We start from the raw sequence: 25,297 nt of genomic DNA, 5'->3' as shown, positions 1-25,297 counted from the left end.
GCCGTGCCGGACGGGACGGTCCGGCACGGTCGGGTGACGGCCCTCGGACTACTCCTGCTTCTCGCCGGAGGCGTAGCGGGAGATGATCAGCGCGATGATGATGATCGCGCCGTTGAGGAACTGGTTCCACAGGGGCGGGACACCGGCCAGGGTCATGACGTTGACCACGAGCTGGAGCGTCAGGACACCGGTGAGGGCGCCGAAGAGCGTGCCGCGGCCGCCGTTGAGGCTGACGCCCCCGATGACGGTGGCGGCGAAGACCTGGAAGATCCAGCCGTTGCCCTGATCGGCGGAGATCGAGCCGTAGTGGCCGGTGTAGAGGACGCCGGCGAAGGCGGCGAGCAGGCCGCCGAGGATCAGCACGGCCCAGGTGATCCGGTCGACGCGGATGCCCGCGGCCCGGGCGGCCTCGGCGTTTCCGCCGATCGCGTACAGCGCACGGCCGTGCCGCAGCCAGGCGAGGGCGCTGCCGCCGATCAGGAAGAGCAGGGCGCAGATCCAGATCGCGGCCGGGACGCCGAGCCAGCTCGCGCTGCCGAGGTAGCGGAAGGAGTCCGGCACGTTGACGATGGACTGGCCCTGGGAGATGGCGACTTGGAGGCCGCGGAGCAGCGTGAGCGCGCCGAGGGTGACGATGAAGCCGTTGAGGCGCAGCTTCAGGATGAGGAAGCCGTTGATCGCGCCGATGAGGGCGCCGACCAGCAGGCACAGGGGGATGGCGGTCCAGGTGGGGAAGAGCCCGAGGCCGTTGAAGCGGGCGCCGTGGTCGGGCAGGACGAGCCAGACGGCGATCACCGGGGCGACGCCGATGGTGGATTCCAGGGAGAGGTCCATCCGCCCGGCGATCAGGATGAGCGCCTCGGCGAGGACCAGCAGGCTCAGTTCGGTGGCCTGCTGGCCGACGCCGAGGAGGTTGTCGGAGGTGAGGAACGCCGGCGACACGATGAAGCCGATGACGCCCAGCACGAACAGGACCGGGACGAGCGACAGGTCGCGGTAGCGGGCGAGGTCGAGGCGGCGGCCCGCGGGGACGTCGGCCGCCGCGCCGGGGAGCTCGGGGAGCTCAGTGGTGGGAGACATTGCTTTCCTTCGTGTCGGTCGGGCCGGACATGCCCTCCATGGCCGCGACCAGTTCTTCGTCGCTCCAGCCGGATTCGAACTCGGCGACCACGCGCCCCTGGAACATGGCCAGGACGCGGTCGCAGACGCGCAGGTCGTCGAGTTCGTCGGAGACGATCAGGGCGGTCCTCCCGTCGTCGGCGACCTGGCGGATGGTGCCGAGCAGGGATTCCTTGGACTTGATGTCGACGCCGTTGGTCGGGCGGATGGCGACCAGGACGTGCGGCTCGGTGGCCAGCGCGCGGGCGATGACGACCTTCTGCTGGTTGCCTCCCGACAGCGCGGACACCGGGGTGCCGGGGCCGGGGGTCTTGATGTCGAGGTCGCCGATCATGCGCTGGGCGAAGCCGCGCGTGCGCGAGGGCAGGACGGTGCCGTACGGGCCGAGCTGGTCGGTGACGGTGAGGGTCGCGTTCTCGGCGACGCTGCGCTGCGGGATCAGTCCCTGGATGTGCCGGTCCTCGGGGACGAACCCGATGCCGGCGGCGAGCGCGGCGGGGACCTTTCCGGTGCGCACCGGTCGTCCGGCGACGGTGACGGTCCCGGCGACGGGCCGGTGCAGTCCCGCGAGGGTCTCGCCGAGCTGGACGTTGCCGCTGGCGGCGGCGCCGGCCAGGCCGACCACCTCGCCGGGCCGGGCGGTCAGGTCGACGTCCCCGTAGTGGCCGGCCAGGCTCAGGCCCGTGACGTCGAGCAGCGGCGGCGCGTCGTCCGGGAGCACTCGGCCGGTCGCCGACCAGCTGGGCTCCACGCCGCGGGAGGACTCGCCGGTCATCGCCTCCACCAGGGCGTGCTGGTCGAGGCCGGCGACCGGGGCGGTGACGATGTGCCGGGCGTCGCGGTAGACCGTGACGGTGCTGCAGAGCTCGTAGACCTCTTGCAGGTGGTGCGAGATGAACAGGAACGCGACGCCCTGTTCCTGGAGTCCGCGCAGTTTGGCGAAGAGCTTCTCGATGCCGCGGGCGTCGAGCTTGGCGGTGGGCTCGTCCAGGATGATGAACCGGGCGCCGAAGGACAGTGCGCGGGCGATCTCGACGAACTGGCGCTGCTCGACGGTCAGGTCCTCGGCGCGGGCCGTCGGATCGACGTCCACGCCGTACTCGGCGAGCAACTCGCTCGCCCGGTGCCGCAGTCGCTTCCAGCTGATCGGGCGCAGCGCGCCGGTGCTCTGCCGGCCCGGACTGTGCCTGTTCAAGAAGAGGTTCTCCGCGACGGTCAGCGCGGGGATGATCGTGGAGCGCTGGTAGACGCAGGCGACGCGCGAGCGCCAGGCGTCGCTGTCGCCCGGGGCGGGGGCGGGTTCGCCGTTGTACCGCAGGGTGCCGGTGTCGGGGTTCTGCAGCCCGGTGAGGACCGAGACGAGGGTGGATTTGCCCGCGCCGTTGCGCCCGACCAGGGCGTGCGATTCACCGGGGGCGACCGAGATGCGGGCGTCGCTGAGGGCGACGGTGGCGCCGAAGCGCTTGCTGATCCCGTCGGCCTCGACGACGGGGCCCCGTACGGGGCTGGGATCCGCCATGGCGGGGTGTCCTCTCCGTGGGTCCCGCGGGCGGGCGGGCCATCGGCCCGGGTGCCGTGCTCCGCCTGCCCGCGGGGGCTTGGTCACTTGCTGACGTTGTTGCCCCACAGGGCCTTGTCGTCGACGTTGTCCTTGGTGACCAGGGGCGCGGGGAGCTGGTCCTCCAGGCCGTTGGGCAGCTGGATGATGGTGGAGTCGTGGTCGGTCGCGCCGGGCTGGAAGGTCTTGCCCTCGGCACCCGCCTGCGCGTAGAAGAGCGCGTACTTGGCGTACAGGTCGGCGGGCTGGGAGACGGTGGCGTCGATGTCGCCCTTGCGGATGGCGTCGAACTCCTGCGGGATGCCGTCGTTGGAGACGATGGCGATGTGGCCCGGCCGGCCCGCCGGCTTGAGCAGGTCCTTCTGCTGGAGCAGGGCGAGGGTCGGCTGCAGGAAGACGCCGCCGGCCTGCAGGTAGATCCCGCCGAGGTCGGCGTTGGCGGCGAGCGTGGACTGGAGCTTCGCGGAGGCGACGTCGCCCTTCCAGTCGGTGGCGAGCTCGATCACCTGGATGTCGGGGAACTTCTCCTTCATGCAGGCGGCGAAGGCCTCGGAGCGGTCGCGGCCGTTGATGGAGCTGAGCGCGCCCTGGAGTTCGGCGACCTTGCCCTTGCCGCCGAGCTGCTTGCCGAGGAATTCACAGGCCTTGGTGCCGTAGGCCTTGTTGTCGGCGCGCACGACCATGTAGACGTTGCCCTTGTCGGGCCGGGTGTCGATGCTGACGACCGGGATCTTCTTGGCGGAGAGCTGGTCCAGGGTGGAGGCGATCGCCCCGGTGTCCTGCGGGGCCATGACGACGGCCTTGGCCCCGGTGTTCTGGAAGACCTGGACGTTGGCGACCAGCTTGGTCACGTCGTTCTGCGAGTTGCTCACCGGCAGGGTGTTCAGGCCCTGGGAGGAGGCGCCCTGCTTGATGTACTGCGCGTAGGAGTTCCAGAAGTCGGAGTCCGCGCGGGGCAGGTCGATGCCGATCGCGGGCTTGCCGCCGCCGGAGGCGGAGGAGGCCGAGTCGCTGCCGCGGTTGCAGGCCGTGGCGAACCCCGCCAGGAGGGCCACGGCGGCGGCCGTAGCCGCGATTCTGGAGGAGCGAGGCTTCATGGTGCTGGGTCTCCTTGGCTGGGAAGGCCGGCGCCGCCGCGGCGCGGGTGGGGGCGGATCGCGAGGCGTCCGGGCATCCGGCGGCAGTCATCGGATGGCTGCTGGTGACGAGGACTTTACGAGCCGGAAATCCGACTGACAAGAGGAAACCTCGGATGATTCCCAACCGTGATCCGCACCCCCTCCCGCACCTCAACCAAGGCCCAATTACGCGGTTTCACCTGCGCAGTTGAGGGCGAGTCCGGACAGCCGGCGAGCAAACATCGGAGGAATCCTTGCGATGCCCGAGGCGGCCTCGTATGGTCGTGGCACCACGGATACATCCGATGTGTTGATGGGAGCCACCATGAAGCTGCTGCGAGTCGGCGAGCCGGGAGCGGAGACGCCGGCCGTCCGCGACGAGGACGGAACGGTCTACGCCCTCGCGGGCCTGACCGAGGACATCGACGGGGCCTTCCTCGCCTCGGGCGGGATCGGCCGGGTCCGCGCCGCACTGGCCGAGGGTTCGCTGCCCGTCGTGGACGCGTCCGACCTGCGGATCGCGGCCCCCGTCGCCCGCCCCGGCAAGGTGGTCTGCATCGGCCTCAACTACCGCGACCACGCCGAGGAGACCGGCGCCGCCGTCCCCGAGCGGCCGGTGGTCTTCATGAAGGACCCGTCCACGGTCGTCGGACCCTTCGACGAGGTCCTGATCCCGCGCGGCTCGGTGAAGACCGACTGGGAGGTCGAGCTCGCCGTCGTCATCGGCCGCCGGGCCCGCTACCTCGCCGACCCGGGCGAGGCGGCGCAGTGCATCGCGGGCTACGCGATCAGCAACGACGTCTCCGAGCGGGAGTTCCAGCTGGAGTTCTCCGCCCAGTGGGACATCGGCAAGTCCTGCGAGACCTTCAACCCGCTCGGCCCCTGGCTGGTCACCCCGGACGAGGCCGGCGACCCGCAGGACCTCGCGCTGCGGCTGAGCGTCAACGGCGAGCAGCGCCAGGACGGCAGCACCAAGAACATGATCTTCGACGTCGCGTACCTGGTCTGGTACCTCAGCCAGTACATGGTGCTCAACCCCGGCGACGTCATCAACACCGGCACCCCGGCCGGCGTGGCCCTCGGCCTGCCCGGCACCCCCTACCTGCGCGCGGGCGACACCGTCGAGCTGTCCATCGACGGCCTCGGCACCCAGCGCCAGACGTTCACCAACGCGTGAAAGGCAACCCCTTGTCCGCAACCACTGCGCGGATCACCGCCGTCGACACCTACGACATCCGCTTCCCCACCTCGCGGGAGCTGGACGGGTCCGACGCGATGAACCCCGACCCCGACTACTCCGCCGCCTACGTCGTCCTGCGGACCTCCGACGGCGGCCCCGAGGGCCACGGCTTCACCTTCACCATCGGACGCGGCAACGACGTCCAGGTGGCCGCCATCGACGCGCTCCGCCCGCACGTCCTCGGGCGCCCGGTCGCCGAGCTCTGCGCCGACCCCGGCTCGCTCTACCACGACCTGATCGGCGACAGCCAGCTGCGCTGGCTCGGCCCCGAGAAGGGCGTGATGCACATGGCCATCGGCGCCGTCGTCAACGCCGTCTGGGACCTCGCCGCCAAGGCGGAGGGCAAGCCGCTGTGGCAGCTGCTCGCCGACGCCGACCCCGCCTGGCTCGTCTCCCAGGTCGACTTCCGCTACATCGCCGACGCCATCACCCCCGACGAGGCCCTGGAGCTGCTGACCAAGGGCAAGGAGGGCGCCGCCGAACGCGCCGCCCGGCTCCTCGAGCGCGGCTACCCCGCCTACACCACCTCCCCCGGCTGGCTCGGCTACTCCGACGAGAAGCTCACCCGCCTCGCCAAGGCGGCCATCGCCGACGGCTTCACCCAGATCAAGCTCAAGGTCGGCGCCGACCTCGCCGACGACATCCGCCGCTGCCGCGCCGCCCGTGCCGCCGTCGGACCCGACATCCGGATGGCCATCGACGCCAACCAGCGCTGGAACGTCGGCGAGGCCATCGAGTGGACCAACGCCCTCGCCGAGTTCGACCCGTACTGGATCGAGGAGCCCACCAGCCCCGACGACGTCCTCGGCCACGCCAGCGTCCGCCGCGGCGTCCACCCGGTCAAGGTCGCCACCGGCGAGCACGTGCAGAACCGCATCGTGTTCAAGCAGCTGCTCCAGGCCGACGCGATCGACGTCCTCCAGCTGGACTCCGCGCGGGTCGGCGGCGTCAACGAGAACCTCGCGATCCTCCTGCTCGCCGCGAAGTTCGGCGTCCCGGTGTGCCCGCACGCCGGCGGCGTGGGCCTGTGCGAACTCGTCCAGCACCTGTCCATGTTCGACTACGTGGCGCTCACCGGCACCACCGAGGACCGCGTCATCGAGTTCGTCGACCACCTCCACGAGCACTTCCTCGACCCCGTGGTGATCACCGACGGCCACTACCGCGCGCCCACCGCGCCCGGGTTCTCCGCCGCCATGCACCAGTCCGCCCTGGACACCTACCACTACCCGCGCGGTACGTTCTGGGCCGCCGAACTGACGCAGACGGAGGGGGCGAGCGCATGACGACCGCAGAACTCGACGGACTGACGGCGCTCGTCACCGGCGGCGCCTCCGGGATCGGCCTCGCCACCGCGTCCCTGCTCGCGGAGCGCGGTGCCCGCGTGGCCGTCCTCGACCTCGACCCGTCGGGGGTGAAGGAGCCGCTGCTGGGCTTCACCGCCGACGTCAGCGACGACGCCTCCGTGCGCGACGGCGTCCGGTCGGCCGCCGAGGCCCTCGGCGGGATCGACATCCTGGTCAACAACGCGGGCATCGGCGCGATCGGAACCGTGGAGGACAACCTCGACGAGCAGTGGCACCGCGTCCTCGACGTCAACCTGCTCGGCGTCGTGCGCACCACCCGGGCCGCCCTGCCGCACCTGCGCCGCTCGACCCGGGCCGCGGTGGTGAACACCTGCTCCATCGCCGCCACCGCCGGCCTGCCCCAGCGCGCGCTCTACTCGGCCAGCAAGGGCGCCGTGCTCTCGCTCACCCTGGCCATGGCCGCCGACCACGTCCGCGAGGGCATCCGGGTCAACTGCGTCAACCCCGGCACCGTGGACACCCCGTGGGTCGGACGGCTGCTGGACTCCGCGGACGACCCGGCCGCCGAGCGCGCGGCACTCGACGGCCGCCAGCCGCACGGCCGCCTGGTCACCGCCGAGGAGGTCGCCGCCGCCGTCGCCTACCTGGCCTCCCCGGCCGCCGGCAGCGTCACCGGCACGGCCCTGCAGGTCGACGGCGGCATGGCGGGCCTGCGCCTGCGGCCGGAGCCGCGGCCATGACCCCGCGCACCCGGCCGCTGGGCCGCAGCGCCGTGGAGGTGGGCGAACTCGCCTTCGGCGCCGCGGGCATCGGCAACCTGTTCACCCCGGTGTCCGACGCCGACGCCGAAGCGGCCGTCGCCGCCGCCTGGGAGTCCGGTGTCCGCTACTTCGACACCGCCCCGCACTACGGCCTGGGCCTGTCCGAGCGTCGGCTCGGTCGGGCCCTGGCCGGGCTCCCCCGGCACGAGTACACGCTGTCCACCAAGGTCGGCCGCCTGCTGAGGCCGGCCCCGGAGCCGGCCGGCGACGACCTCGCCAACGGCTTCGCCGTCCCCGCCACCCACCGCCGGATCTGGGACTTCAGCGCCGTGGGCGTCCGCCGGTCGATCGAGGACAGCCTGGAGCGGCTCGGCCTGGACCGGATCGACGTCGTCTACCTCCACGACCCCGACGACCACGCCGAGCAGGCGCTCGGCGAGGCCTACCCCGAACTGGCCCGGCTGCGCGACGAGGGCATGGTCGGCGCCATCGGGGTCGGGATGAACCAGGCCGAGCTCCTCGCCCGCTTCATCCGCGAGACCGACCTCGACGCCGTCCTCCTGGCCGGCCGCTACAGCCTGCTCGACCAGCGCGGGCTCACCGAGCTGCTGCCGCTCGCCGCCGAACGCGGCGTCGGCGTCGTGATCGGCGGCGTCTTCAACTCCGGCCTGCTCGCCGACCCGCGCCCGGGCGCCACCTTCGACTACACCGCCGCGCCCGAGGAACTCCTCACCCGGGCGCTCGACCTCAAGGCCGTCTGCGAGCGGCACGGCGTGCCGCTGCGCGCAGCGGCACTGCGCTTCCCGTTCGGATACCCCGCCGTGGCGAGCGCCCTGGTCGGCACCCGCAGCGCTGCCGAGGTCCGGGACTCCGCCGCGATGCTGCGCCACCCGGTGCCCGCCGCGCTCTGGACCGAACTCAAGGACCGCGGGCTGCTTCCCGCGGACGTACCGACCCCGGAGGGCACCGGCTGATGCGCGTCGCGCTCTTCATCACGTGTTTCAACGACACGATGTTCCCCGGCACCGGCCGGGCCGTCGTGAGCGTCCTCGAACGGCTCGGCCACACCGTCGAGTTCCCCATGGAACAGACCTGCTGCGGGCAGATGCACGTCAACACCGGCTACCCGGCGGAGGCCGCGCCGCTGGTGACCCGGTTCGCGCGCACCTTCGGCGCGTACGACGCCGTCGTCACCCCGTCCGCCTCCTGCGCCGGTCTGGTCCGGGACCACCACCCCGTCCTCGCCGAGGAGTACGGAACCCCGGGGCTGCGCCGGCAGGTCGCCGAACTGGCGCCCCGGGTGCACGAGTTCACCGAGTTCCTGACCGACGTCCTCGGCGTCACCGACGTCGGCGCCCGCTTCCCGCACCGCGTCACCTACCACCCCACCTGCCACTCGCTGCGCGCACTGCGCCTCGGCGACCGCCCACAACGGCTGCTGCGGGCGGTCGAGGACCTCGACCTGGTCGAGCTCCCGGCCGCCGAGTCGTGCTGCGGCTTCGGCGGCACCTTCGCCGTCAAGAACTCCGCGACCTCCGCCGCGATGCTCGCCGACAAGGTCGAGGACGTCCTCGGGACGGGCGCCGAAGTCCTGTGCACGGCCGACAACTCCTGTCTGATGCACATCGGCGGCGGCCTGTCCCGGCAGGGCGCGGCGGTGCGGACCATGCACCTGGCCGAGATCCTCGCCGCCACCGAAGGAGTGAGAACGTGACCGCCCCCGGCGACCGCGGAGTGGTCTGGCTGGGCTCGCCGTCCTTCCCCGACGCCGCCCGCGAGGCCCTCCGCGACACCCGGCTGCGGGCCAACCTGAAGCGGGCGACGACCGTCATCCGCGACAAGCGGCTCGCCGTCGCCTCGGAGCTGGACGACTGGGAGGCGCTGCGCGACGCCGCCGACGCCGTCAAGACGCGGACCCTGCGCCACCTCGACCACCACCTCCTCCGGCTGGAGGAGTCGGTCACCGCGGCGGGCGGGACGGTGCACTGGGCCGCCGACGCCGCCGACGCCAACCGCATCGTCACCGAGCTGGTGCGCGCCACCGGCGAGCGGGAGGTCGTGAAGGTCAAGTCGATGGCCACCCAGGAGATCGGGCTCAACGAGGCCCTCGCCGAGGCCGGCATCGCCGCCTACGAAACGGACCTCGCCGAACTGATCGTCCAGCTCGGCGACGACCGCCCCTCCCACATCCTGGTCCCGGCGATCCACCGCAACCGCACCGAGGTCCGCGACCTGTTCACCGAGCGGATGGGCGAGTGGGGGCAACCGGCCCCCGAGGGCCTCACCGACGAGCCCGCCGAACTCGCCGAGGCCGCCCGCCGGCACCTGCGGGAGAAGTTCCTCCGCGCGAAGGTCGCCGTCTCCGGCGCCAACTTCGCCGTCGCCGACACCGGCACCGTCGTCGTGGTCGAGTCCGAGGGCAACGGCCGGATGTGCCTGACCCTGCCCGAGACCCTGATCACCGTCATGGGCATCGAGAAGGTCGTGCCCACCTGGACCGACCTGGAGGTGTTCCTCCAGTTGCTGCCCCGCTCCTCCACCGGCGAGCGGATGAACCCGTACACCTCCACCTGGACCGGCACCACGGAGTCCGACGGCCCGTCGGCGTTCCACCTCGTGCTGCTCGACAACGGCCGCACCGACACCCTCGCCGACACCGTCGGCCGCCAGGCCCTGGCCTGCATCCGCTGCTCCGCCTGCCTCAACGTCTGCCCGGTCTTCGAGCGCACCGGCGGACACGCCTACGGCTCGGTCTACCCGGGGCCGATCGGCGCCGTGCTGACCCCGCAGCTGGTCGGCGTCGGCAGTGACACTCAAAGCAGCGCTGCCAGCCTGCCGTTCGCCTCCACCCTGTGCGGGGCGTGCTACGACGCCTGCCCGGTGAAGATCGACATTCCGAAGCTGCTGGTCCACCTGCGGGCCTCGGCGGTCCGGGCCAAGCGGAGCAACAAGCGCCTACCCGGCGCGGAGGCACTCGCGATGAAGGCGGCCGCCACCGTCCTCGACTCCCCCGCGCTGCTGACCGCCGCCCAGAAGGCGGCCTCGCTCGGCGGCCGGGCCCTCGCCCGGAACGGACGGATCGGCAAGCTGCCCGGCCCCGGCCCCCTGGGCGCCTGGTCCGCCGACCGCGACACCCCCGCGCCGCCCGCGGAGTCGTTCCGCGCCTGGTGGCGCAAGAACCGGGAGGGGAAGTGACGAGCACCCGCGAGGCCGTCCTCGCCCGGATCCGCGCCGCCCTCGCGGACGTCCCCGCCGACGAAGGCCCGGACGACGTCCCCGTCCCCCGTGACTACCGGCGCGGCCACACCGCCCCCGGCGAGGACCTCACGGCGCTCTTCGCCGAGCGGGTCGCCGACTACCGGGCCACCGTGACCCGGACCGACCCGGCCGGCCTGCCGGGGGCCATCGCCGCCGCCCTCACCGCGCGCGGGGCCACGCGCCTGGCGGTGCCCGACGGCTTCCCCGACGAGCTCCTGCCGCCCGGGAACCGGGAATGGCACCGGGAGCCCCTCGACGTCCCCGCCCTGGACGCCCTGGACGGCGCCGTCACCCTCGCGGCCGTCGGCATCGCCGTCACCGGCACCATCGTCCTGGACACCGGGCCGGGCCAGGGCAGGCGCGCGCTCACCCTCGTCCCCGACTACCACCTGTGCGTCGTCCGCGCCGAGCAGATCGTCGACGACGTCCCCGCGGCGCTGGCGCGCCTGGACCCGCGCCTGCCGTTGACCTTCGTCTCCGGCCCCTCCGCGACCAGCGACATCGAACTCACCCGGGTCGAGGGCGTGCACGGGCCCCGGACCCTGGACGTGATCATCGTCGAGCCCGCCGGCACCACCGGCCCGCCCCACCCCGAACACCCGGAGCAGCCATGAGGATCGCCCTGCACACCCGCGTCCGCGAGGACCGGATCGAGGAGTACGAGGCCGCGCACCGCGAGGTACCGGCCGAACTCACCGACGCCATCAGGGCCGCCGGCGTGACCTCCTGGACCATCTGGCGCAGCGGGTCCGAGCTGTTCCACCTGCTGGAGTGCGAGGACTACGCCCGGCTGCTCGCCGAGCTGGAGCACCTCCCGGTCAACATCGCCTGGCAGGCGCGGATGGCCGAGCTCCTCGACGTCGTCCACGACTACTCCGAGGCGGGCGGCGCGGCCGGGCTCCCCGTCGTGTGGGAGCTGTGACGACCGTCCGGGGCGGCCGCGGTGCTTCCGGGCCCCGCGGCCGCCCCGGGCGGAACCCGTATGCTGCGAAGATCAGATGACCAGGAGGGCGTAGTCGTGCCAGTCACCGACGAGGCGATCGAGAAGATCAAGGCCATGATCGTGAGCGGTGAGCTCCGCCCCGGTGAGCGCCTGCCGAAGGAGGCGGACCTCGCGGACCGGCTCGGCCTCTCCCGCAACTCCCTGCGGGAGGCGGTCAAGGCCCTCTCGCTCATCCGGGTGCTCGACGTGCGCCAGGGCGACGGCACGTACGTGACCAGCCTGGAGCCCGAAGTCCTGCTGGACGCGCTGGGCTTCGTCGTCGACTTCCACCAGGACAACACGGTCCTGGAGTTCCTGGAGGTCCGCCGCATCCTGGAGCCGGCCGCCACCGCGATGGCCGCCCGGGTCATGTCCGACGAGGACATCGCCGCCCTGCGCGACATGCTGGAGGGCCTGCCCGAGGACGCGTCGCTCGACGAACTCATCGCCAACGACCTGGAGTTCCACCACCTGATCGCGGCCGGGTCGGGCAACACCGTGCTCTGCTCGCTGATCGACGGCCTGTCCGGCCCCACCACGCGCGCACGGATCTGGCGCGGGCTGACGGAGGAGGACGCGGTGGCCCGCACCCGCCAGCAGCACCGCGCCATCCTCGACGCCATCGCCCGCCGCATGCCCGAGGTCGCCCACGCCTGGGCGACCGCACACGTCGCCGGGGTCGAACAGTGGCTCCGGGACACCCTCGGCAAGGCGGAGTCGCACCTCTGGGCCGACCAGGAGGTGTGACCGGCCCGGCGGCGCCGGAAGGAACGAGCGGTCACCCGCCCGCCCGGCACGTTCTCAGGCGGCGAGCAGGGTGCGGTACTGCTCGGCGTGGGCCTTGAGTTCCACGTCGGAGACCAGGCGGGCGCCGAACAGTACGAGGGGCTCGGCGAGCCGCATGCCCGTCAGGTGGGCCGTGGCGTCCAGCGGGGCCATCAGCTGCGCCATGGTGAAGCGGTTGCGGCCGTCGGGCGCGTAGGCCTCCTCGGGCGCGCCGGTGGAGGTGACCAGCCGGAGGGTCTTGCCGTGCAGCGCGGTGCCGCCGGTGCCGTAGGCGAACCCGTACGCCAGCACCTCGTCGATCCAGGTCTTGAGCACGGCCGGCACCGAGTACCAGTGCCAGGGGAACTGCCAGACGATCCGGTCGTGCGCGCGCAGCAGCGCCTGTTCGCGCTCGACGTCGATCCGCCCGTCGGGGTAGGCGGCGGACAGGTCGTGCACGGTGACGTGGTCCAGGTCCCGGACCGCGTCGGCCAGGCCGACCGTGATCCGGGAGGAGCCCGGGTCGGGGTGCGCGACGACGACCAGGGTGCGCGGCGTGGCGGAGAGGTTCATGTCCTGGTGCTCCCTCGGTGGGTGCGGCGGTCTATGTGACGGATCGTTCCGTCACCCATGTTGTGACGGAACGATCCGTCTGTCAAAGTTGCGGCTGAGGACGGCCGGATCGGATCGCAGCACCGGCACCGGCACCAGCCCCCAGGAGGAAGCCATGGCCCGCAGGACGGCACAGGAGAACCGGCGGCACGTCCTGGACGTGGCGGGCGACCTCTACTACCAGCGCGGCATCCGCGCGGTCGGCATGGACCTGGTGGTCAAGGAGAGCGGCGTCGGCAACGCGACCGTCTACCGCCAGTTCCCCACCAAGGACGCCCTCGCCACCGCCTACGTGGAGGACCGGGCGGAGCGCTGGCTGGCCGGCCTGCGCGAGGCCGCCGACCAGGTGGCCGAGCCGCGCGAGAAGCTGGTCGCGGTCTTCGCGGCGGTCACCGGCCACACCGGGCGGGACGGCTTCCGCGGCTGCCCGATGCTCAACACCAACACCGAGTTCCCCGATCCCGAGCACCCCGCCAACCAGGTCGCCAAGGCCCACAAATTGCAGCTCCGCGACTGGCTGCGCGACCTGGCCGCCGACGCCCGCGCCGCCGACCCCGAACAGCTCGCCGACGAGCTCCTGCTGGTCCTCAACGGCGCCTACGCCACCGCCACCGTCCTCGGCCCCGACGGTCCCGCCCGCCGCACCACCGACCTGGCCCGGCGCCTGGTGCACAGCGCCTGCCCCGCCCCGGACGGCGCCGCCTGAGAACGTGCCGGGCCGGCGGGTGACCACCCGCCCTTGAGGCCGCCGGCGGGGCGGGCGGGCCCTTTCGAACCGTCCGCACCGGATTGATCCGATGACTAAGCATCCTCCGGGCCGCCCCAACCTGCAAGGCCGAGCCGACAGAGAAGCGGAAAGGGCCGCAAGCCCGGTCGACCAAGGTCACACATTGGCACGTTGACCTGCTGATTCTCCATCATCCAGAGCAAACTGCCCACCCCGCTTGAGAACGTTCTCCCACTCCCGACATGAACGCGGAGCGGCCTTGATTCATCCGACATATCGCCGTCAGATGTCTTGACACGCCGCTCCGCACGCCGCCATACATGTACCTGACTCGCCAGGCCACTCCCTTTGCGAGCATTCCAGGACATATGGAGCATCCATGCCACGATCCATCAGCCGGAGAAGCATGCTCACCGGCCTGGCAGTTGCCACCGCCGCCACGGTCATCGGACCCGTCGGCAGCCGGGCCGAGGCCGCCGAGACCGGGGACGCCGCGACCGGAGGCACCGCGACCGGAGGCGCCGCGCTGCCCCTCGTCCCGCTGCGCGTCCCGAAGCTCGACCAGGGGGCCTGGCAGCAGCCGGACAGCAAGATCCAGTGGATGCGCGACAACAAGGTGTCCATGTTCATCCACTGGGGCGTGTACTCGGCAGCGGCCCAGGGTGAGTGGAACATGTTCTACTCGAAGACCGCGCCGACCTCCTACCGGGCGCAGTGGGCCGGCTCGTTCGCCAGCCAGTCCCAGTCCTACGACCCCGCCGCCTGGGCGCAGCTGGCCAAGGACCTCGGCGCCGCCGAAGTCGTCCTGACCACCCGTCACCACGAGGGGTTCGCCCTGTGGCCCAGCGGCCACCCCAATGCCTGGACCACCGGCTCCGCCCCCTTCCCGGCCGGCACGGACTTCGTCAAGGGCTACGTGAACGCCGTGCGCGCGGCGGGCCTGCGGGTCGGGCTCTACTACTCGCCGATCGACTGGCGCTACCCCGGCTACTACGACGTGAGCGGCTCGAAGCCGCCGAGCCCCGCGCTCACCTCCGACTGCGTACTGCCGAACAGCGTCTACCCGTGGAACTACGAGGGCTCCGACCCGGCGGGTTTCGACTACCACGAGAACGCCCGGATCATGAAGAACGAGGTGTACCAGTCCGTGAAGGAGCTGGTCACCGACTACGGCGCGATCGACGACATCTGGTGGGACGGCGGCTGGCTGGCGCAGCAGGGCACCGACGCGTCGGGGTCGTTCTTCTGGGAGCCCGGTCAGTACCGGGACGGCGGCAACGGCTGGCAGGTGGACGCCGCGTACGGCGACACCGAGACGGACACCGGCAGGCCGCTGGGCCTCACCGGCGTGCTGCGCCGGCACCAGCCGAACGCCGTGTCCAACTCCCGCTCGGGATGGGTGGGCGACTACGACCTCGACGAGGGCTCCGGCGTGCCGAGCGGTCCGATCCGGTACGGCCGCCTGGTCCAGAAGACGTTCAGCGTCGGCGGAAGCTGGGGGTACAGCGGCAACTCCGCCATGCCCTTCTCCCAAGCGCTGGGCCTGTTCGTCAACTCCTTCATCCGCGACATGTCCGTGCTCGTCAACGTCGGCCCGGACGCGACCGGTACGGTCCCGAGCACGCAGGCCGCGGTGATCCGCCAGCTCGGCGGCTTCATGAACGCCAACCGGGAGGCCGTGTACAACACCCGCGGCGGCCCGTGGAACCCGGTGGACGGCCAGTACGGCTTCACCTTCGCCGACCGGACCGTCTACGCACACCTGCTGGCCGGGTACAACGGCGGCAGCAGCTTCACGACGCCGTCCCTGGGCGATGCGAACGTCACCTCGGTCTACGACGTGGTCTCCAAGAGCGCGCTGTCCTTCGGCGCGGCGAGCGGGAACGCCGTCACCATCACGGGCATCGACCGCACCCGATACCCCGACGACACGATCGTGGCGATCGTGCTCGACCGCCCGGTGGTGCCGACGGACATCGCCCGCGGCTGCCCGGCCACGGCCGACGGTTCGGAGACCTCGCACGGGAACGTTCCGGCCAACGCGTTCGACGGGGACACCTCCAGCCGCTGGTGCGCGGCCGACGGGAACACCGGCCACTGGTTGCAGGCCGACCTCGGCTCGGTGCGGCCGGTCACGGGCGCGAGGATCGCCTGGGAACTGCCGGGGCACGCCTACCAGTTCCGGATCGACGGTTCCGCCGACGGGTCCACCTGGTCGACGCTCGCCGACCTGACCGGGAACTCCTCCGCCGTGCAGGTGCAGACCGCGACCTTCACGGCCTGGACCCGCTACGTCCGGGTGACCGTCACCGGTGGTGTGAACGCTAACACGTGGGCGTCGATCCGCTCGCTGGAGGTTTACGACCGCGCCTTCCTGGACCCGTCCCTCTAGGATCCTTCCCCTCCGCTTGACCAACGCGTGTGTGGCGCCCGTCCTCTGACGGGCGCCACCCACGTTGTCGTCGGCGCGGCTCAGCCGGCCTTGACCAGGTTCCACTGCTGCGACGTGCCGCCGTTGACGGTCCACTGGACCACCGGTTGGCCGTCCACCGTGCCGTTCCCGTTGTCCAGCGCCATCCCGCTCGCCCGGTTGGTGAGCTGGTAGGCGCCGCCGCCGAGCGCGGTGATGCTCCACTGCTGCTGGTCGCTCCCGTTGTCGGGCTGCTGGACCAGTGCGGCGCCCGCGGTCGTGCTGGCCCCGTTGTCGAGGGCCAGCCCGTTTCGGGCGCACACCAGCTTGAACCAACCCGCCTCCAGGCCGGTCAGGGTCCACTGCTGCGGCGTCCCTCCGTTCACGGCCCACTGCATCACCTGGCTGCCGGCCGTGGCGGTGTTGCCGTTGTCCAGGGCCTTGCCGCTACGGGCGCAGACCAGCTCGTAGACGCCGTCGGCGACCACGGCCGGCATCCCGTCGACCTCGACGACGACCACCGGGTCGTTGGCGTCGGGGGCCGTGGTCGGCACCGAGACGTTGATGGTCCCGCCGCTCACCGAGTAGGAGAGCGAGGTCGACTGGTTGCTCATCAGGTAGATCCGGTTGATCGTGTTGGAGATCAGCGGGATCTGCAGCGTGCCGTTGGTCGGCCAGGTGAACACGTGGGCGTAGAGCTTGCCGGACTTCCTGGTGAACGTGCCCCAGGACGGCTCGGCGGTGAACGGGCTGCCGTTGGTCCCGTGGATGCTGTCGCTGTTGACGGCCATCCAGCTCGCGAGTCCCTGGAGGACGGTGACGGAGCCCGGGGTGGGCGTGCCGTCGGGCTTGGGACCGATGTTGAGCAGGTAGTTGCCGTCCCGGGAGGCCACCGTGACGAATTCCCGGATGATGGTCTGCACGGACCGGTAGGAGTTCTCGGCCCAGGAGGTGTAGCCCCAGGCGCCGTTCATGGTCGCGCAGGTCTCCCAGGGCCGGCCGAGCGGCACGGCCGGCACGGTCTGCTCCGGGCAGGCGAAGTCACCGAGGCCCTGGTCGCGCTTGACCCGCTCGTTGACGATCAGGCCGGGCTTGAGACCGATCAGGTAGTTGTAGAGGTCGATCCCGTCGGCCGAGGTCCACCAGTCGGTGAGGGTCGGGGTGGCGGGGTTGCCGCACCAGTCGCCGTCGAACCACAGGATCGCCGGGTCGTACTTGGTGATCAGTTCCTGCAGCTGGGCCTTCATGTCGCTGATGTAGGAGGACCGGGCGCTCATCGAGGCCATGTCGGTGTAGGTCGTGTTGTGGTCGATGGTCTGGGACCAGTGGTTCCAGTCCATGATCGAGTAGTACAGCCCGAACTTGATACCGCGGACGTCGCAGGCGCTCTTGAGTGCGGCCAGCAGGTCGTTCTGGTACGCGGTGTAGCCGGGCAGGGTGTAGCGCTTGGTGCCGGTGGTGTCGGTGAAGCCCGCCACGGTGGAGTTGTACATCGCGAAGCCTTCGTGGTGCTTCGCGGTGATCACCAGGTACTTCATGCCGGCGTTCAGGGCGAGGTCGGCGATGGTGTTCGCGTTGAAGCCGACCGGGTTGAACGGGGCCGACACCTGGGACTGGTAGGTGGGCTTGGTGTAGTTGTCGTTGGAGAACGCCCACTCGCCGTGACCGAGCTGGCTGTAGGAGCCGAAGTGGATGAACATCCCGAAGCGGGCCTGGTACCACCAGGCCATCTTGGACGGCACCTGGTAGGCCTGGGCGGTGCCGGGCCGGAGCACCTGGGGCAGGCCGAAGGCCACGGCGCCTCCGGCGAGGGCGGCGGCCCGGATCAGCTGACGGCGGCTCAGTCCGGTGGTTGACATAGGAGGCTCCTCGTTCGGGTGGGAGTGCTGTCGATGCTGCGGCTACTTGCCGAGGTTGTTGCCCCACAGGGCCTTGTCGTCGACGTTGTCCTTCGTCACCAGCGTCACGGGGAGCTGGTCCTCCAGCCCGTTGGGCAGAGCGACGATGGTCGACTGATGGTCGGTCGGCCCCGGCTTGAACGCCTTGCCCTCGACGGCGGCCTGCGCGTAGAACAGCGCGTACTTGGCGTACAGGTCGGCGGGTTGGGAGACGGTGGCGTCGATGTCGCCCTTGCGGATGGCGTCGAACTCCTGCGGGATGCCGTCGTTGGAGACGACGGCGATGTGCCCCGGCTGGCCGGCTGGCTTGAGCATGCCTTGCTGCTGGAGCACGGAGACGGTCGGCCGCAGGAAGACGCCGCCGGCCTGCAGGTAGATCCCGCCGAGGTCGGGGTTGGCCGCCAGCGTCGACTGGAGCTTCGCCGCGGCGACGTCCCCCTTCCAGTCGGTGCCCAGCTCGATCACCTGGACGCCTGGGAACTTCTCCTTCATGCAGGTGGAGAACCCCCGGCTCCGGTCGTAGGCGTTGATCGAGTCGAGCGCCCCCTGGAGCTCCGCGACCTTCCCCTTTCCCTTGAGCTGCGCGCCCAGGAACTGGCAGGCCTTGGTGCCGTAGTCGACGTTGTTCGCCCGGACGGCCATGTACACCTCGCCGTGCTCGGGTTCGGTGTCGACGCTCACCACGCTGACGCCGCGTCTGAAGAGCTCGCCGAGCAGCACGTCGGTGACGTAGGTCGCCTGTGGCGCGATCACCACCGCCTTGGCGTTCGCCTGCTCGAATCCCTGGACGTTGGACCGCAGTTCGTCCTCGCGGTTGTGGGACGCCGTGATCGGCAGGGTGCGGATCGCCTGCGCGGCGACGCCCTTCCTCACGTACTGCTCGTACGCCCGCCAGAAGTCGGAGTCGTCCCGCGGCAGGTCGATGCCGATCGCCCCCTCGGCGGAAGGCTTCTGTGCTCCGCTCGTGCTGCGGTCGCACCCCGTGGCGCCGACGACCAACACGGCCCCGGCCATCGCCGCGAGTCCGGAAGAGCGAAGCCTCATCGCACTGATCTCCTTGCCTTGGAACGCCCGCCCACCGCGGGGAGATCCCTCACCCGCGTACGCCGCCACCGCCGTCCGGGGGGCTCGCGGTACCGAGGACCTTACGAGCGTGAAACCTGGACGACAAGTAGAGGCATCCGATGACTCCCAAACGTGACATCGGGATTTCGGCCATATCTTCGCGGTATGGCCGGTGAAATACGGCCATTCATCGGATGTATCACCCCCGGATCCCTGGACTCCTCGGCGCCCACGGCCTATAAATCCATCCCATGACCCCACGCGATGTGAACGCGCACACCCTCCGCCGCTTCCCCCGCCGGACCGTGCACCTGGACTTTCACACCGGCCCCGACATCCCCGACGTGGGACGCGACTTCGACCCGGTGACCTTCGCCCGGGCCTTCCGCGACGCCCACGTCGACAGCGTGACCGTCTTCGCCAAGTGCCACCACGGCCACCTCTACTACGGGACCGACCGGCCGGAACGCCACCCCGGGCTCGCCCCCGACCTCGACCTGCTCGCCGAGCAGGTCGAGGCCCTGCACGCCGTGGGCATCCGCGCACCGATCTACCTGTCCCTCCAGGTCGACGAGTTCGCCGCCCGGGAGCACCCGGAGTGGATCGCGCACGGCGAGGACCTGAAGCTCGCCCGCTGGAGCACCTCGGCCTTCGAGGCGGCCTGGAACATCCTCGACATGTCCAGCCCCTACGCCGACTACTTCGCCGATCAACTGGACGAGGTGCTCCGGCGCTTCGCCCCGGTCGACGGCATCTTCATCGACATGTGCTGGAACCAGCCCAGCGCGAGCCGCTGGGCAGTGGACGGGATGCGCCGCGAGGGGCTGGACCCGGCCGACGCGGACCACCGGAACCGCTACGCGAACCTCGTGGCCCGGCGCTACATGGCCCGCTACTCCGCGATGGTGGAGAAGGCCCTACCCGCGGACGCCGCCCAGAGCGTCTGGTTCAACAGCCGGCCCAAGACCGGGCTGCCCGAGGAGCGCCGGTTCATCCGGCACGTCGAGATCGAGGGCCTGCCCACCGGCGGCTGGGGCTACGCGTTCCTCCCGTACGTGGCGCGCTTCGTCCGCCCCATGGGACTGCCCGTCCTCAGCCACACCGGGCGGTTCCACGAGAGCTGGGGGGACAACGCCGCCCTCAAGCCCCGGGCGGCGCTGCTGTACGAGACCAGCCAGATGCTGAGCCACGGTCTGACCAGCGGTGTGGGCGACGTGCTGCACCCGCGGGGCGTCGCCGCTCCGGCGGTGTACGAGCTCATCGGCTCGGTCTACGGGCACATCGAGGAGTGCGAGCCCTTCCTCGACGGCGGCCGGGTCGTCAGCGAGGTCGCCGTGGTCACCGACCCCGGCCTCGGCGACAACCCTGGCGCGAGCAACATCGGCGCCGTCCGGGCACTGCAACAGCTCCGGGCGCAGTTCGACGTGGTCCCGCCGACGGCCGACCTGAGCGGGTACCGGGCGGTCGTCGTGCCCGAGAGCACGGCGGTCGACGACGCCCTGGCGGAGCGCCTGCACGCGTACCGGCGGGCAGGCGGCGCCGTGCTGCTGGTCGGGCCGGCGCTGCTCAGGAACGGCACCGAGCCCGCCCTCCCCGACCTCCCGGTCGAGGGACTCGCACCGGCGCCGGCCGGTGAGGTGTTCCTCGCCTGCCAGGGCGTCCCCGGGGTCCCGGAGGACTTCCCGGTCATCAGCCACGGCTCCCGGCTGACCGCCCGGGCACTGCCCGGCGCCGAGGTCCTGGCCCGGGTGGTGGCGCCCTACTTCCCGCGCTCCTGGGACCGGTTCTGCGGCCACTCCTACACTCCCCCGGCCAACCCGACCGACGGGGCGGCCGTCGTCGTCGGCGACGGGGTGGCCGCGGTGACCGTGTCGCTGCTGGAGGCCTTCCACGAGCACGGCCTGGAGACGTACCGTCGGCTGCTCGGCGCCGCCCTGGACCGGCTCCTGCCGGACCCGCTCGTCCGCGCCGGCGGGCCGGTCCACCTGGAGACCACCGTGAAGCGCACCGCCGCGGGCACCGTGGTGCACCTGATCAGCTTCGTCCCGTCCCGGGAGACCCCGGAGCTCGACCTGGTGCACGACCCGTTCCCGCTGGTCGACGTGCCCGTCGCCGTCCGGCTCGCCGCCGCCCCGCGCTCGGTGCGGCTCCAGCCGGCCGGGCTGGAGCTGCCCTGGGAGTACGACGGCGAGTACGTCCACGTGCGGGTCACCACCGGGGACGGCCACGCGATGATCGTGGCCGAGCACGACTGACCGCGGGGTACGGGCCCCGGATCACCCGGCGGGCAGCAGCAGCGGGTCCGCCATGATCCGGCGCACCGTCGTCAGCGCCGCGCCCAGCAGCGGGCCGCGCCGGCCGAGCGCGGACGGGCGCAGCGCCTCCGGGGCCCAGGGCCGCACGGTGACCCGGGCGGCCAATTCGGCGCGCACGGACGGCAGCAGCCAGTCGGCGAGTTCGGCGTAGGCACCGCCGAGGACGAGGCCGTCCGGGTCGATGAGCTCCACGGCGGACGCGAGGGCGAGCCCCAGGGCCTGCCCCGCCCGGTCCAGCGCCCGCAGGGTGGGCTCGTGCCCGGCGGCCGCCCGCTCGGCGAGCAGCGCGACCGGGTCGGCCGGGCGGTGCTGCGCGAGGCCGGCCCCCGCGCGCGGGGGGGGGGGGGGGGGGGGCGGGGGCGCCGGCCCCCCCCCCCCACCGCCGCGTCGCCCGCGTACTGCTCCAGGCAGCCGCGGGCACCGCAGGCGCATCCGACGCCGTCCGGCTGGACGGGGATGTGGCCGAGTTCGCCGGCGAAGCCGCGGGCGCCCCGGAACAGCCGTCCGTCGATGACCAGGGCGGCGCCGATCCCGGCTTCGGCGGAGACGTGGACGAAGGTCTCCGCGGCCTGCCCGGCGCTCCAGTACTCGGCCAGCGCACCGAGGTTGGCCTCGTTCTCGGGCTCGGGCACCGTGTCCGGGTCGGGCCAGTGGTCGGCGAGGCGGACGCCGCGCCAGCCGAGGTTGGGCGCGCGCTCGACCAGCCCGGCCGGTTCGTTCGGCACCACCCCGGGGACGGCCAGGACGCGGCCCTCGACGCTCAGGCCGAGGGCGGCGGCCTCCGCCTGCGCCTCGGCCGCCAGCGCCGCGGTCTCCGCCAGCACCTCCCCGGCCGGACGGCCCGCGTTCTCCCGTTCGACCCGGCGCCACACCCGAGGCTCGCCGCGCAGGTCCACCACGCAAGCGCCGAGGTGGGTGATGCCGATCTCCAGCCCCAGACCCGCCGGGCCCTGGTCGTTCACGGCCAGCGCCCGGCCGGGGCGGCCGACCCGTCCGCTGGCCGTGGCCGCCGCCTCGGTCAGGGCGCCGCGGCCGATCAGCTCGTCCACCAGGGAGGAGACGGCCGCCCTGGTCAGGCCGATGCGCCCGGCGACGTCCGCGCGGGAGAGCGGGCTGTGCCCGGCGACCGCGCCGAGGACCAGTGAGAGGTTCTGCCGTCGCATGTCCTGTTGCGACGCGGGTCCGCTCTCCGGTCCCTTGCCCGCCCTGACCACCACCGTCACGCGCCCCTCCTACCGGTCCTCGGCCGGGGCACCCTGCAAGGCCCCGGCCCGACGCAGGGTATCCCCGATCCGCATCAGCGCGTCCTCGTCCTTCTTCACGGCCTCCAGGACCGGGCCCTCGGCCGTCCGCCAGCGGCGTGCCACGGCGTCGGCGGGCTCGCCGGTGAGCAGCGCGGCGGCCTGGGCGGCAGCGCCGAGCGCCACCAGTTCCTGCGCGGCGGGCACCTGGACCGCCCGGCCCGAGAGCCGCAGGACGGTCCGCTGCCACGCCGTGCCGCGGGCGCCGCCGCCGATGAGCAGCAGCGGTTCGTCGCCGTCCGGGTCCTCGCCCCCGGCGCGCAGGACGCCGTCCAGGGCCGCGAGCAGGGCGTGGGCGGCGCCGTCGTAGGCGGCCTGGAGCAGCTGTCCGCGGGTGGTGTCGTGGCGGAGTCCGTGGATCAGGCCGGACGCGCCCGGGAGGTCGGGCGTGCGCTCGCCGTCCAGGTAGGGCAGGACGACCGCGGTGCCGCCGTCCTCGACCTCCTCGCGGCCGCGTCCGAGCAGGGCGGCGAAGCGGTCGACGGCCAGGGTGCAGTTGAGCGTGCAGGCCAGCGGCAGCCAGCCTCCGAGGGCGTCGGCGAAGCCCGCGACGGTGCCGCTCGGATCGGCCGGCCGCGTCCGGCCGACGGCGTAGACGGTGCCGGAGGTGCCCAGGCTGAGCACCGGCTGCCCGGGGCGGAGGCCGAGCCCGAGGGCCGCCGCCATGTTGTCGCCGGTGCCGGTGGCCACCAGTGCCCCCTCGCGCAGCGGCAGACCGGGACGGACGACGCCGGCCCGCACACCGGCCGGGAGGACCTCGGGCAGGAGCGCGGGATCGAGGCCGATGCGGGCGAGGACGTCCCGGTCGTACCCGTCCGGGCCCCACCAGCCGGTGCCCGACGCGTCGCCGCGGTCGGTGACGGCCTCGCCGGTCAGCCGTTCCGTCAGGAAGTCGTGGGGCAGGCGGACGGCGGCGACGCGGTCGGCCGCGGCGGGCTCGTGGGCGCGCAGCCAGGCCCATTTGGGGGCGGTGAAGGCGGCGGTCGGGACGCTGCCGGTGCGGCGGGCGATCTCCACCGCGCCGAGCGCGTCGCGCAGGCCGGCGGCCTGCGGCGCGGACCGGACGTCGTTCCAGAGCAGCGCCGGGCGGACCGGGCGGCCGGCCGCGTCGAGGGTGACGAGGCCGTGCTGCTGGCCGGCGACGGAGACCGCCGCCGCGCGGTCCGCCCAGCCCGTACGCGCCGCGGCCTCGCCGAGCGCCGCCCACCACTGCTCGGGGTCGCTCTCCCTGCCGGCCCCCGTGCTGACGGTGTGCCGAGCTCGGGCCTCGCCCACCACGGCGCCGGTGTCGATGTCGACGGCCAGGGCCTTGGTGGACTGGGTCGAGCTGTCGACGCCGATCACGACACGCTGCTCAGCCATGCGTTCCTCCGGTGTGGGTTCCTTTTGACGTTCCGGCATACTAATTTGTTGAGAGCCCTGACAAACACCCTCCGCACGCGATTCGGAGCCGCTCCATGTCCAGCGACCCGCTCGTCCCCACCCCCGCGCACAAGTTCACCTTCGGCCTGTGGACCGTCGGCTGGCAGGGGCGCGACCCCTTCGGCGACGCGACCCGGCCCGCCCTCGACCCGGTCGAGACCGTACAGCGGCTCGCCGGGCTCGGCGCCCACGGCGTCACGTTCCACGACGACGACCTGATCCCCTTCGGCACCGGCGACGCCGAGCGCGAGCAGGTGGTCAAGCGCTTCCGCGCCGCCCTGGACACGGCCGGGCTGAAGGTGCCGATGGCCACCACCAACCTCTTCACCCACCCCGTCTTCAAGGACGGCGCGTTCACCGCCAACGACCGCGACGTGCGGCGCTACGCGCTGCGCAAGACGATCCGCAACATCGACCTGGCGGCGGAGCTCGGCGCCTCGGTCTACGTCGCCTGGGGCGGCCGCGAGGGCGCCGAGTCGGGGGCGGCCAAGGACGTGCGCACGGCCCTCGACCGGCTGAAGGAGGCCTTCGACCTCCTCGGCGAGTACGTCGAGCAGCAGGGCTACGACCTGCGCTTCGCGATCGAGCCCAAGCCCAACGAGCCGCGCGGCGACATCCTGCTGCCGACCGTCGGCCACGCGCTGGCGTTCATCAACGAGCTGGAGCGCCCCGACCGGGTCGGCCTCAACCCGGAGGTCGGCCACGAGCAGATGGCCGGCCTCAACTTCCCGCACGGCATCGCCCAGGCCCTGTGGCACGGCAAGCTGTTCCACATCGACCTCAACGGCCAGTCCGGCATCAAGTACGACCAGGACCTGCGCTTCGGCGCCGGCGACCTGCGGCAGGCCTTCTGGCTGGTCGACCTGCTGGAGTCGGCCGGCTACGACGGCCCCAAGCACTTCGACTTCAAGCCGCCGCGCACCGAGGACTTCGACGGCGTGTGGGCCTCGGCGGCCGCCTGCATGCGCAACTACCTGCTGCTGGCCGAGCGTTCCCACGCCTTCCGCGCCGACCCGGAGGTCCAGGCCGCGCTCACCGCCTCGCGCCTGCCCGAACTCGCCCTCCCCACGGCCCAGGACGGCCTGGCCGGGCTCCTGGCGGACCGCTCCGCCTTCGAGGACTTCGACGTCGACACCGCCGCCCGCCGCGGCATGGCGTTCGAGCAGCTGGACCAGCTGGCCTACGAACACCTCCTCGGCGCCCGCTGACCGGGGCCACGGGAGAGCCGGGCCGTGCGGGTGGCACGGCCCGGCTCTCCCGTCGGGTCGCGGTTGGTGCGGCGCCGCATGGCCGACTCCGGCCGTGGCCGGGCGGAAACGGGGCGAGGTCCCGCACGCCACGGTGCGGTGGGGTGGGGGGCCAACCGGCGGGGGGCCGCCGCAGGCCGGGGTGGGGCGGTCGGCGTACCCGGTGGCTGCCCGGCCGCATTGGAGGGCCCC

The 25,297-nt window shown here is 72.4% G+C and carries 20 protein-coding genes and 1 pseudogene; 13 read left to right on the top strand and 8 right to left on the bottom strand.

The features are described from left to right. Window positions 1-48 precede the first annotated feature (48 nt). From ACFXDE_RS25590 to ACFXDE_RS25580, 3 genes are all read right to left on the bottom strand, one after another. The gene (locus ACFXDE_RS25590; protein ID WP_380497091.1) at window positions 49-1,080 is read right to left on the bottom strand and encodes an ABC transporter permease; all 1,032 of its coding nucleotides are present in this window, start codon (window positions 1,078-1,080) and stop codon (window positions 49-51) included. Beyond that, window positions 1,064-2,638, bottom strand: a complete 1,575-nt coding sequence (locus tag ACFXDE_RS25585; protein ID WP_380497090.1) for a sugar ABC transporter ATP-binding protein — start codon at window positions 2,636-2,638, stop codon at window positions 1,064-1,066. The genes ACFXDE_RS25590 and ACFXDE_RS25585 overlap by 17 nt, the downstream gene beginning before the upstream one ends. An 83-nt stretch (window positions 2,639-2,721) precedes the next feature. After that, window positions 2,722-3,774 carry a sugar ABC transporter substrate-binding protein gene (locus tag ACFXDE_RS25580; RefSeq protein ID WP_380497089.1) on the bottom strand — a complete coding sequence of 351 codons (1,053 nt, stop codon included), beginning with the start codon at window positions 3,772-3,774 and terminating at the stop codon, window positions 2,722-2,724. A gap of 346 nt (window positions 3,775-4,120) precedes the next feature. Between ACFXDE_RS25580 and ACFXDE_RS25575 the strand changes: the two genes are divergently transcribed. The 9 genes from ACFXDE_RS25575 (at window position 4,121) to ACFXDE_RS25535 (ending at window position 12,090) form a co-directional block, all read left to right on the top strand. After that, complete coding sequence (locus tag ACFXDE_RS25575) at window positions 4,121-4,972, top strand: fumarylacetoacetate hydrolase family protein (protein WP_380497087.1); 852 nt, start codon at window positions 4,121-4,123, stop codon at window positions 4,970-4,972. Between the two features lie 11 nt (window positions 4,973-4,983). Next, a complete protein-coding gene (locus tag ACFXDE_RS25570; protein ID WP_380446214.1) occupies window positions 4,984-6,321 on the top strand; it encodes an L-fuconate dehydratase in 1,338 nt (445 codons plus the stop codon). Next, a complete protein-coding gene (locus ACFXDE_RS25565) occupies window positions 6,318-7,082 on the top strand; it encodes an SDR family NAD(P)-dependent oxidoreductase (protein WP_380497086.1) in 765 nt (254 codons plus the stop codon). Before ACFXDE_RS25570 ends, ACFXDE_RS25565 begins: the two co-directional genes overlap by 4 nt. Continuing rightward, window positions 7,079-8,077, top strand: coding sequence for an aldo/keto reductase (locus tag ACFXDE_RS25560; RefSeq protein ID WP_380497085.1), 999 nt, complete (start codon window positions 7,079-7,081; stop codon window positions 8,075-8,077). Before ACFXDE_RS25565 ends, ACFXDE_RS25560 begins: the two co-directional genes overlap by 4 nt. Next, on the top strand, window positions 8,077-8,817 hold the full coding sequence (locus tag ACFXDE_RS25555; protein ID WP_380497084.1) for a (Fe-S)-binding protein: 741 nt from the start codon (window positions 8,077-8,079) through the stop codon (window positions 8,815-8,817). Before ACFXDE_RS25560 ends, ACFXDE_RS25555 begins: the two co-directional genes overlap by 1 nt. After that, window positions 8,814-10,298 (top strand): lactate utilization protein B, encoded by a 1,485-nt coding sequence (locus ACFXDE_RS25550; protein ID WP_380497083.1) that lies wholly within the window; start codon window positions 8,814-8,816, stop codon window positions 10,296-10,298. The genes ACFXDE_RS25555 and ACFXDE_RS25550 overlap by 4 nt, the downstream gene beginning before the upstream one ends. Beyond that, window positions 10,295-10,975 (top strand): lactate utilization protein C, encoded by a 681-nt coding sequence (locus ACFXDE_RS25545; protein WP_380497082.1) that lies wholly within the window; start codon window positions 10,295-10,297, stop codon window positions 10,973-10,975. Before ACFXDE_RS25550 ends, ACFXDE_RS25545 begins: the two co-directional genes overlap by 4 nt. Then, complete coding sequence (locus ACFXDE_RS25540; protein WP_380446208.1) at window positions 10,972-11,283, top strand: L-rhamnose mutarotase; 312 nt, start codon at window positions 10,972-10,974, stop codon at window positions 11,281-11,283. The genes ACFXDE_RS25545 and ACFXDE_RS25540 overlap by 4 nt, the downstream gene beginning before the upstream one ends. A gap of 96 nt (window positions 11,284-11,379) precedes the next feature. Beyond that, complete coding sequence (locus tag ACFXDE_RS25535; RefSeq protein WP_380449036.1) at window positions 11,380-12,090, top strand: FadR/GntR family transcriptional regulator; 711 nt, start codon at window positions 11,380-11,382, stop codon at window positions 12,088-12,090. 54 nt (window positions 12,091-12,144) lie between these two features. Here ACFXDE_RS25535 and ACFXDE_RS25530 read toward each other — a convergent pair whose 3' ends face one another. Further along, window positions 12,145-12,681, bottom strand: coding sequence for an NAD(P)H-dependent oxidoreductase (locus ACFXDE_RS25530; protein WP_380497081.1), 537 nt, complete (start codon window positions 12,679-12,681; stop codon window positions 12,145-12,147). 154 nt (window positions 12,682-12,835) lie between these two features. Here ACFXDE_RS25530 and ACFXDE_RS25525 point away from each other — a divergent pair, with 154 nt between their 5' ends. Together ACFXDE_RS25525 and ACFXDE_RS25520 are read left to right on the top strand one after the other, a co-directional pair. Continuing rightward, window positions 12,836-13,426, top strand: coding sequence for a TetR/AcrR family transcriptional regulator (locus ACFXDE_RS25525; protein ID WP_380497079.1), 591 nt, complete (start codon window positions 12,836-12,838; stop codon window positions 13,424-13,426). A 400-nt stretch (window positions 13,427-13,826) separates the two neighbouring features. Next, window positions 13,827-15,839, top strand: coding sequence for an alpha-L-fucosidase (locus ACFXDE_RS25520; protein WP_380497078.1), 2,013 nt, complete (start codon window positions 13,827-13,829; stop codon window positions 15,837-15,839). Between the two features lie 80 nt (window positions 15,840-15,919). Here ACFXDE_RS25520 and ACFXDE_RS25515 read toward each other — a convergent pair whose 3' ends face one another. Beyond that, on the bottom strand, window positions 15,920-17,716 hold the full coding sequence (locus ACFXDE_RS25515) for an alpha-L-fucosidase (RefSeq protein WP_380497077.1): 1,797 nt from the start codon (window positions 17,714-17,716) through the stop codon (window positions 15,920-15,922). A gap of 42 nt (window positions 17,717-17,758) precedes the next feature. Then, complete coding sequence (locus tag ACFXDE_RS25510) at window positions 17,759-18,799, bottom strand: sugar ABC transporter substrate-binding protein (protein ID WP_380497076.1); 1,041 nt, start codon at window positions 18,797-18,799, stop codon at window positions 17,759-17,761. A 272-nt stretch (window positions 18,800-19,071) separates the two neighbouring features. Here ACFXDE_RS25510 and ACFXDE_RS25505 point away from each other — a divergent pair, with 272 nt between their 5' ends. After that, window positions 19,072-21,075 (top strand): beta-galactosidase trimerization domain-containing protein, encoded by a 2,004-nt coding sequence (locus tag ACFXDE_RS25505; RefSeq protein WP_380497074.1) that lies wholly within the window; start codon window positions 19,072-19,074, stop codon window positions 21,073-21,075. A gap of 21 nt (window positions 21,076-21,096) precedes the next feature. Here ACFXDE_RS25505 and ACFXDE_RS25500 read toward each other — a convergent pair. Then, window positions 21,097-22,298: pseudogene (locus ACFXDE_RS25500) on the bottom strand (ROK family protein). 69 nt (window positions 22,299-22,367) lie between these two features. Next, window positions 22,368-23,798 (bottom strand): xylulokinase, encoded by a 1,431-nt coding sequence (gene xylB, locus ACFXDE_RS25495; RefSeq protein WP_380497072.1) that lies wholly within the window; start codon window positions 23,796-23,798, stop codon window positions 22,368-22,370. 95 nt (window positions 23,799-23,893) lie between these two features. Here xylB and xylA point away from each other — a divergent pair, with 95 nt between their 5' ends. Then, entirely contained in the window at window positions 23,894-25,066 is a 1,173-nt protein-coding gene (gene xylA / locus ACFXDE_RS25490) for a xylose isomerase (RefSeq protein WP_380497071.1), read from the top strand. Window positions 25,067-25,297 lie beyond the last annotated feature (231 nt).

Source organism: Kitasatospora sp. NPDC059408 (assembly GCF_042751525.1).
Lineage (GTDB): Bacteria > Actinomycetota > Actinomycetes > Streptomycetales > Streptomycetaceae > Kitasatospora.
Note: the sequence above shows the minus strand (reverse complement) of the source record. Positions and strands in the feature narration are given on the sequence as shown.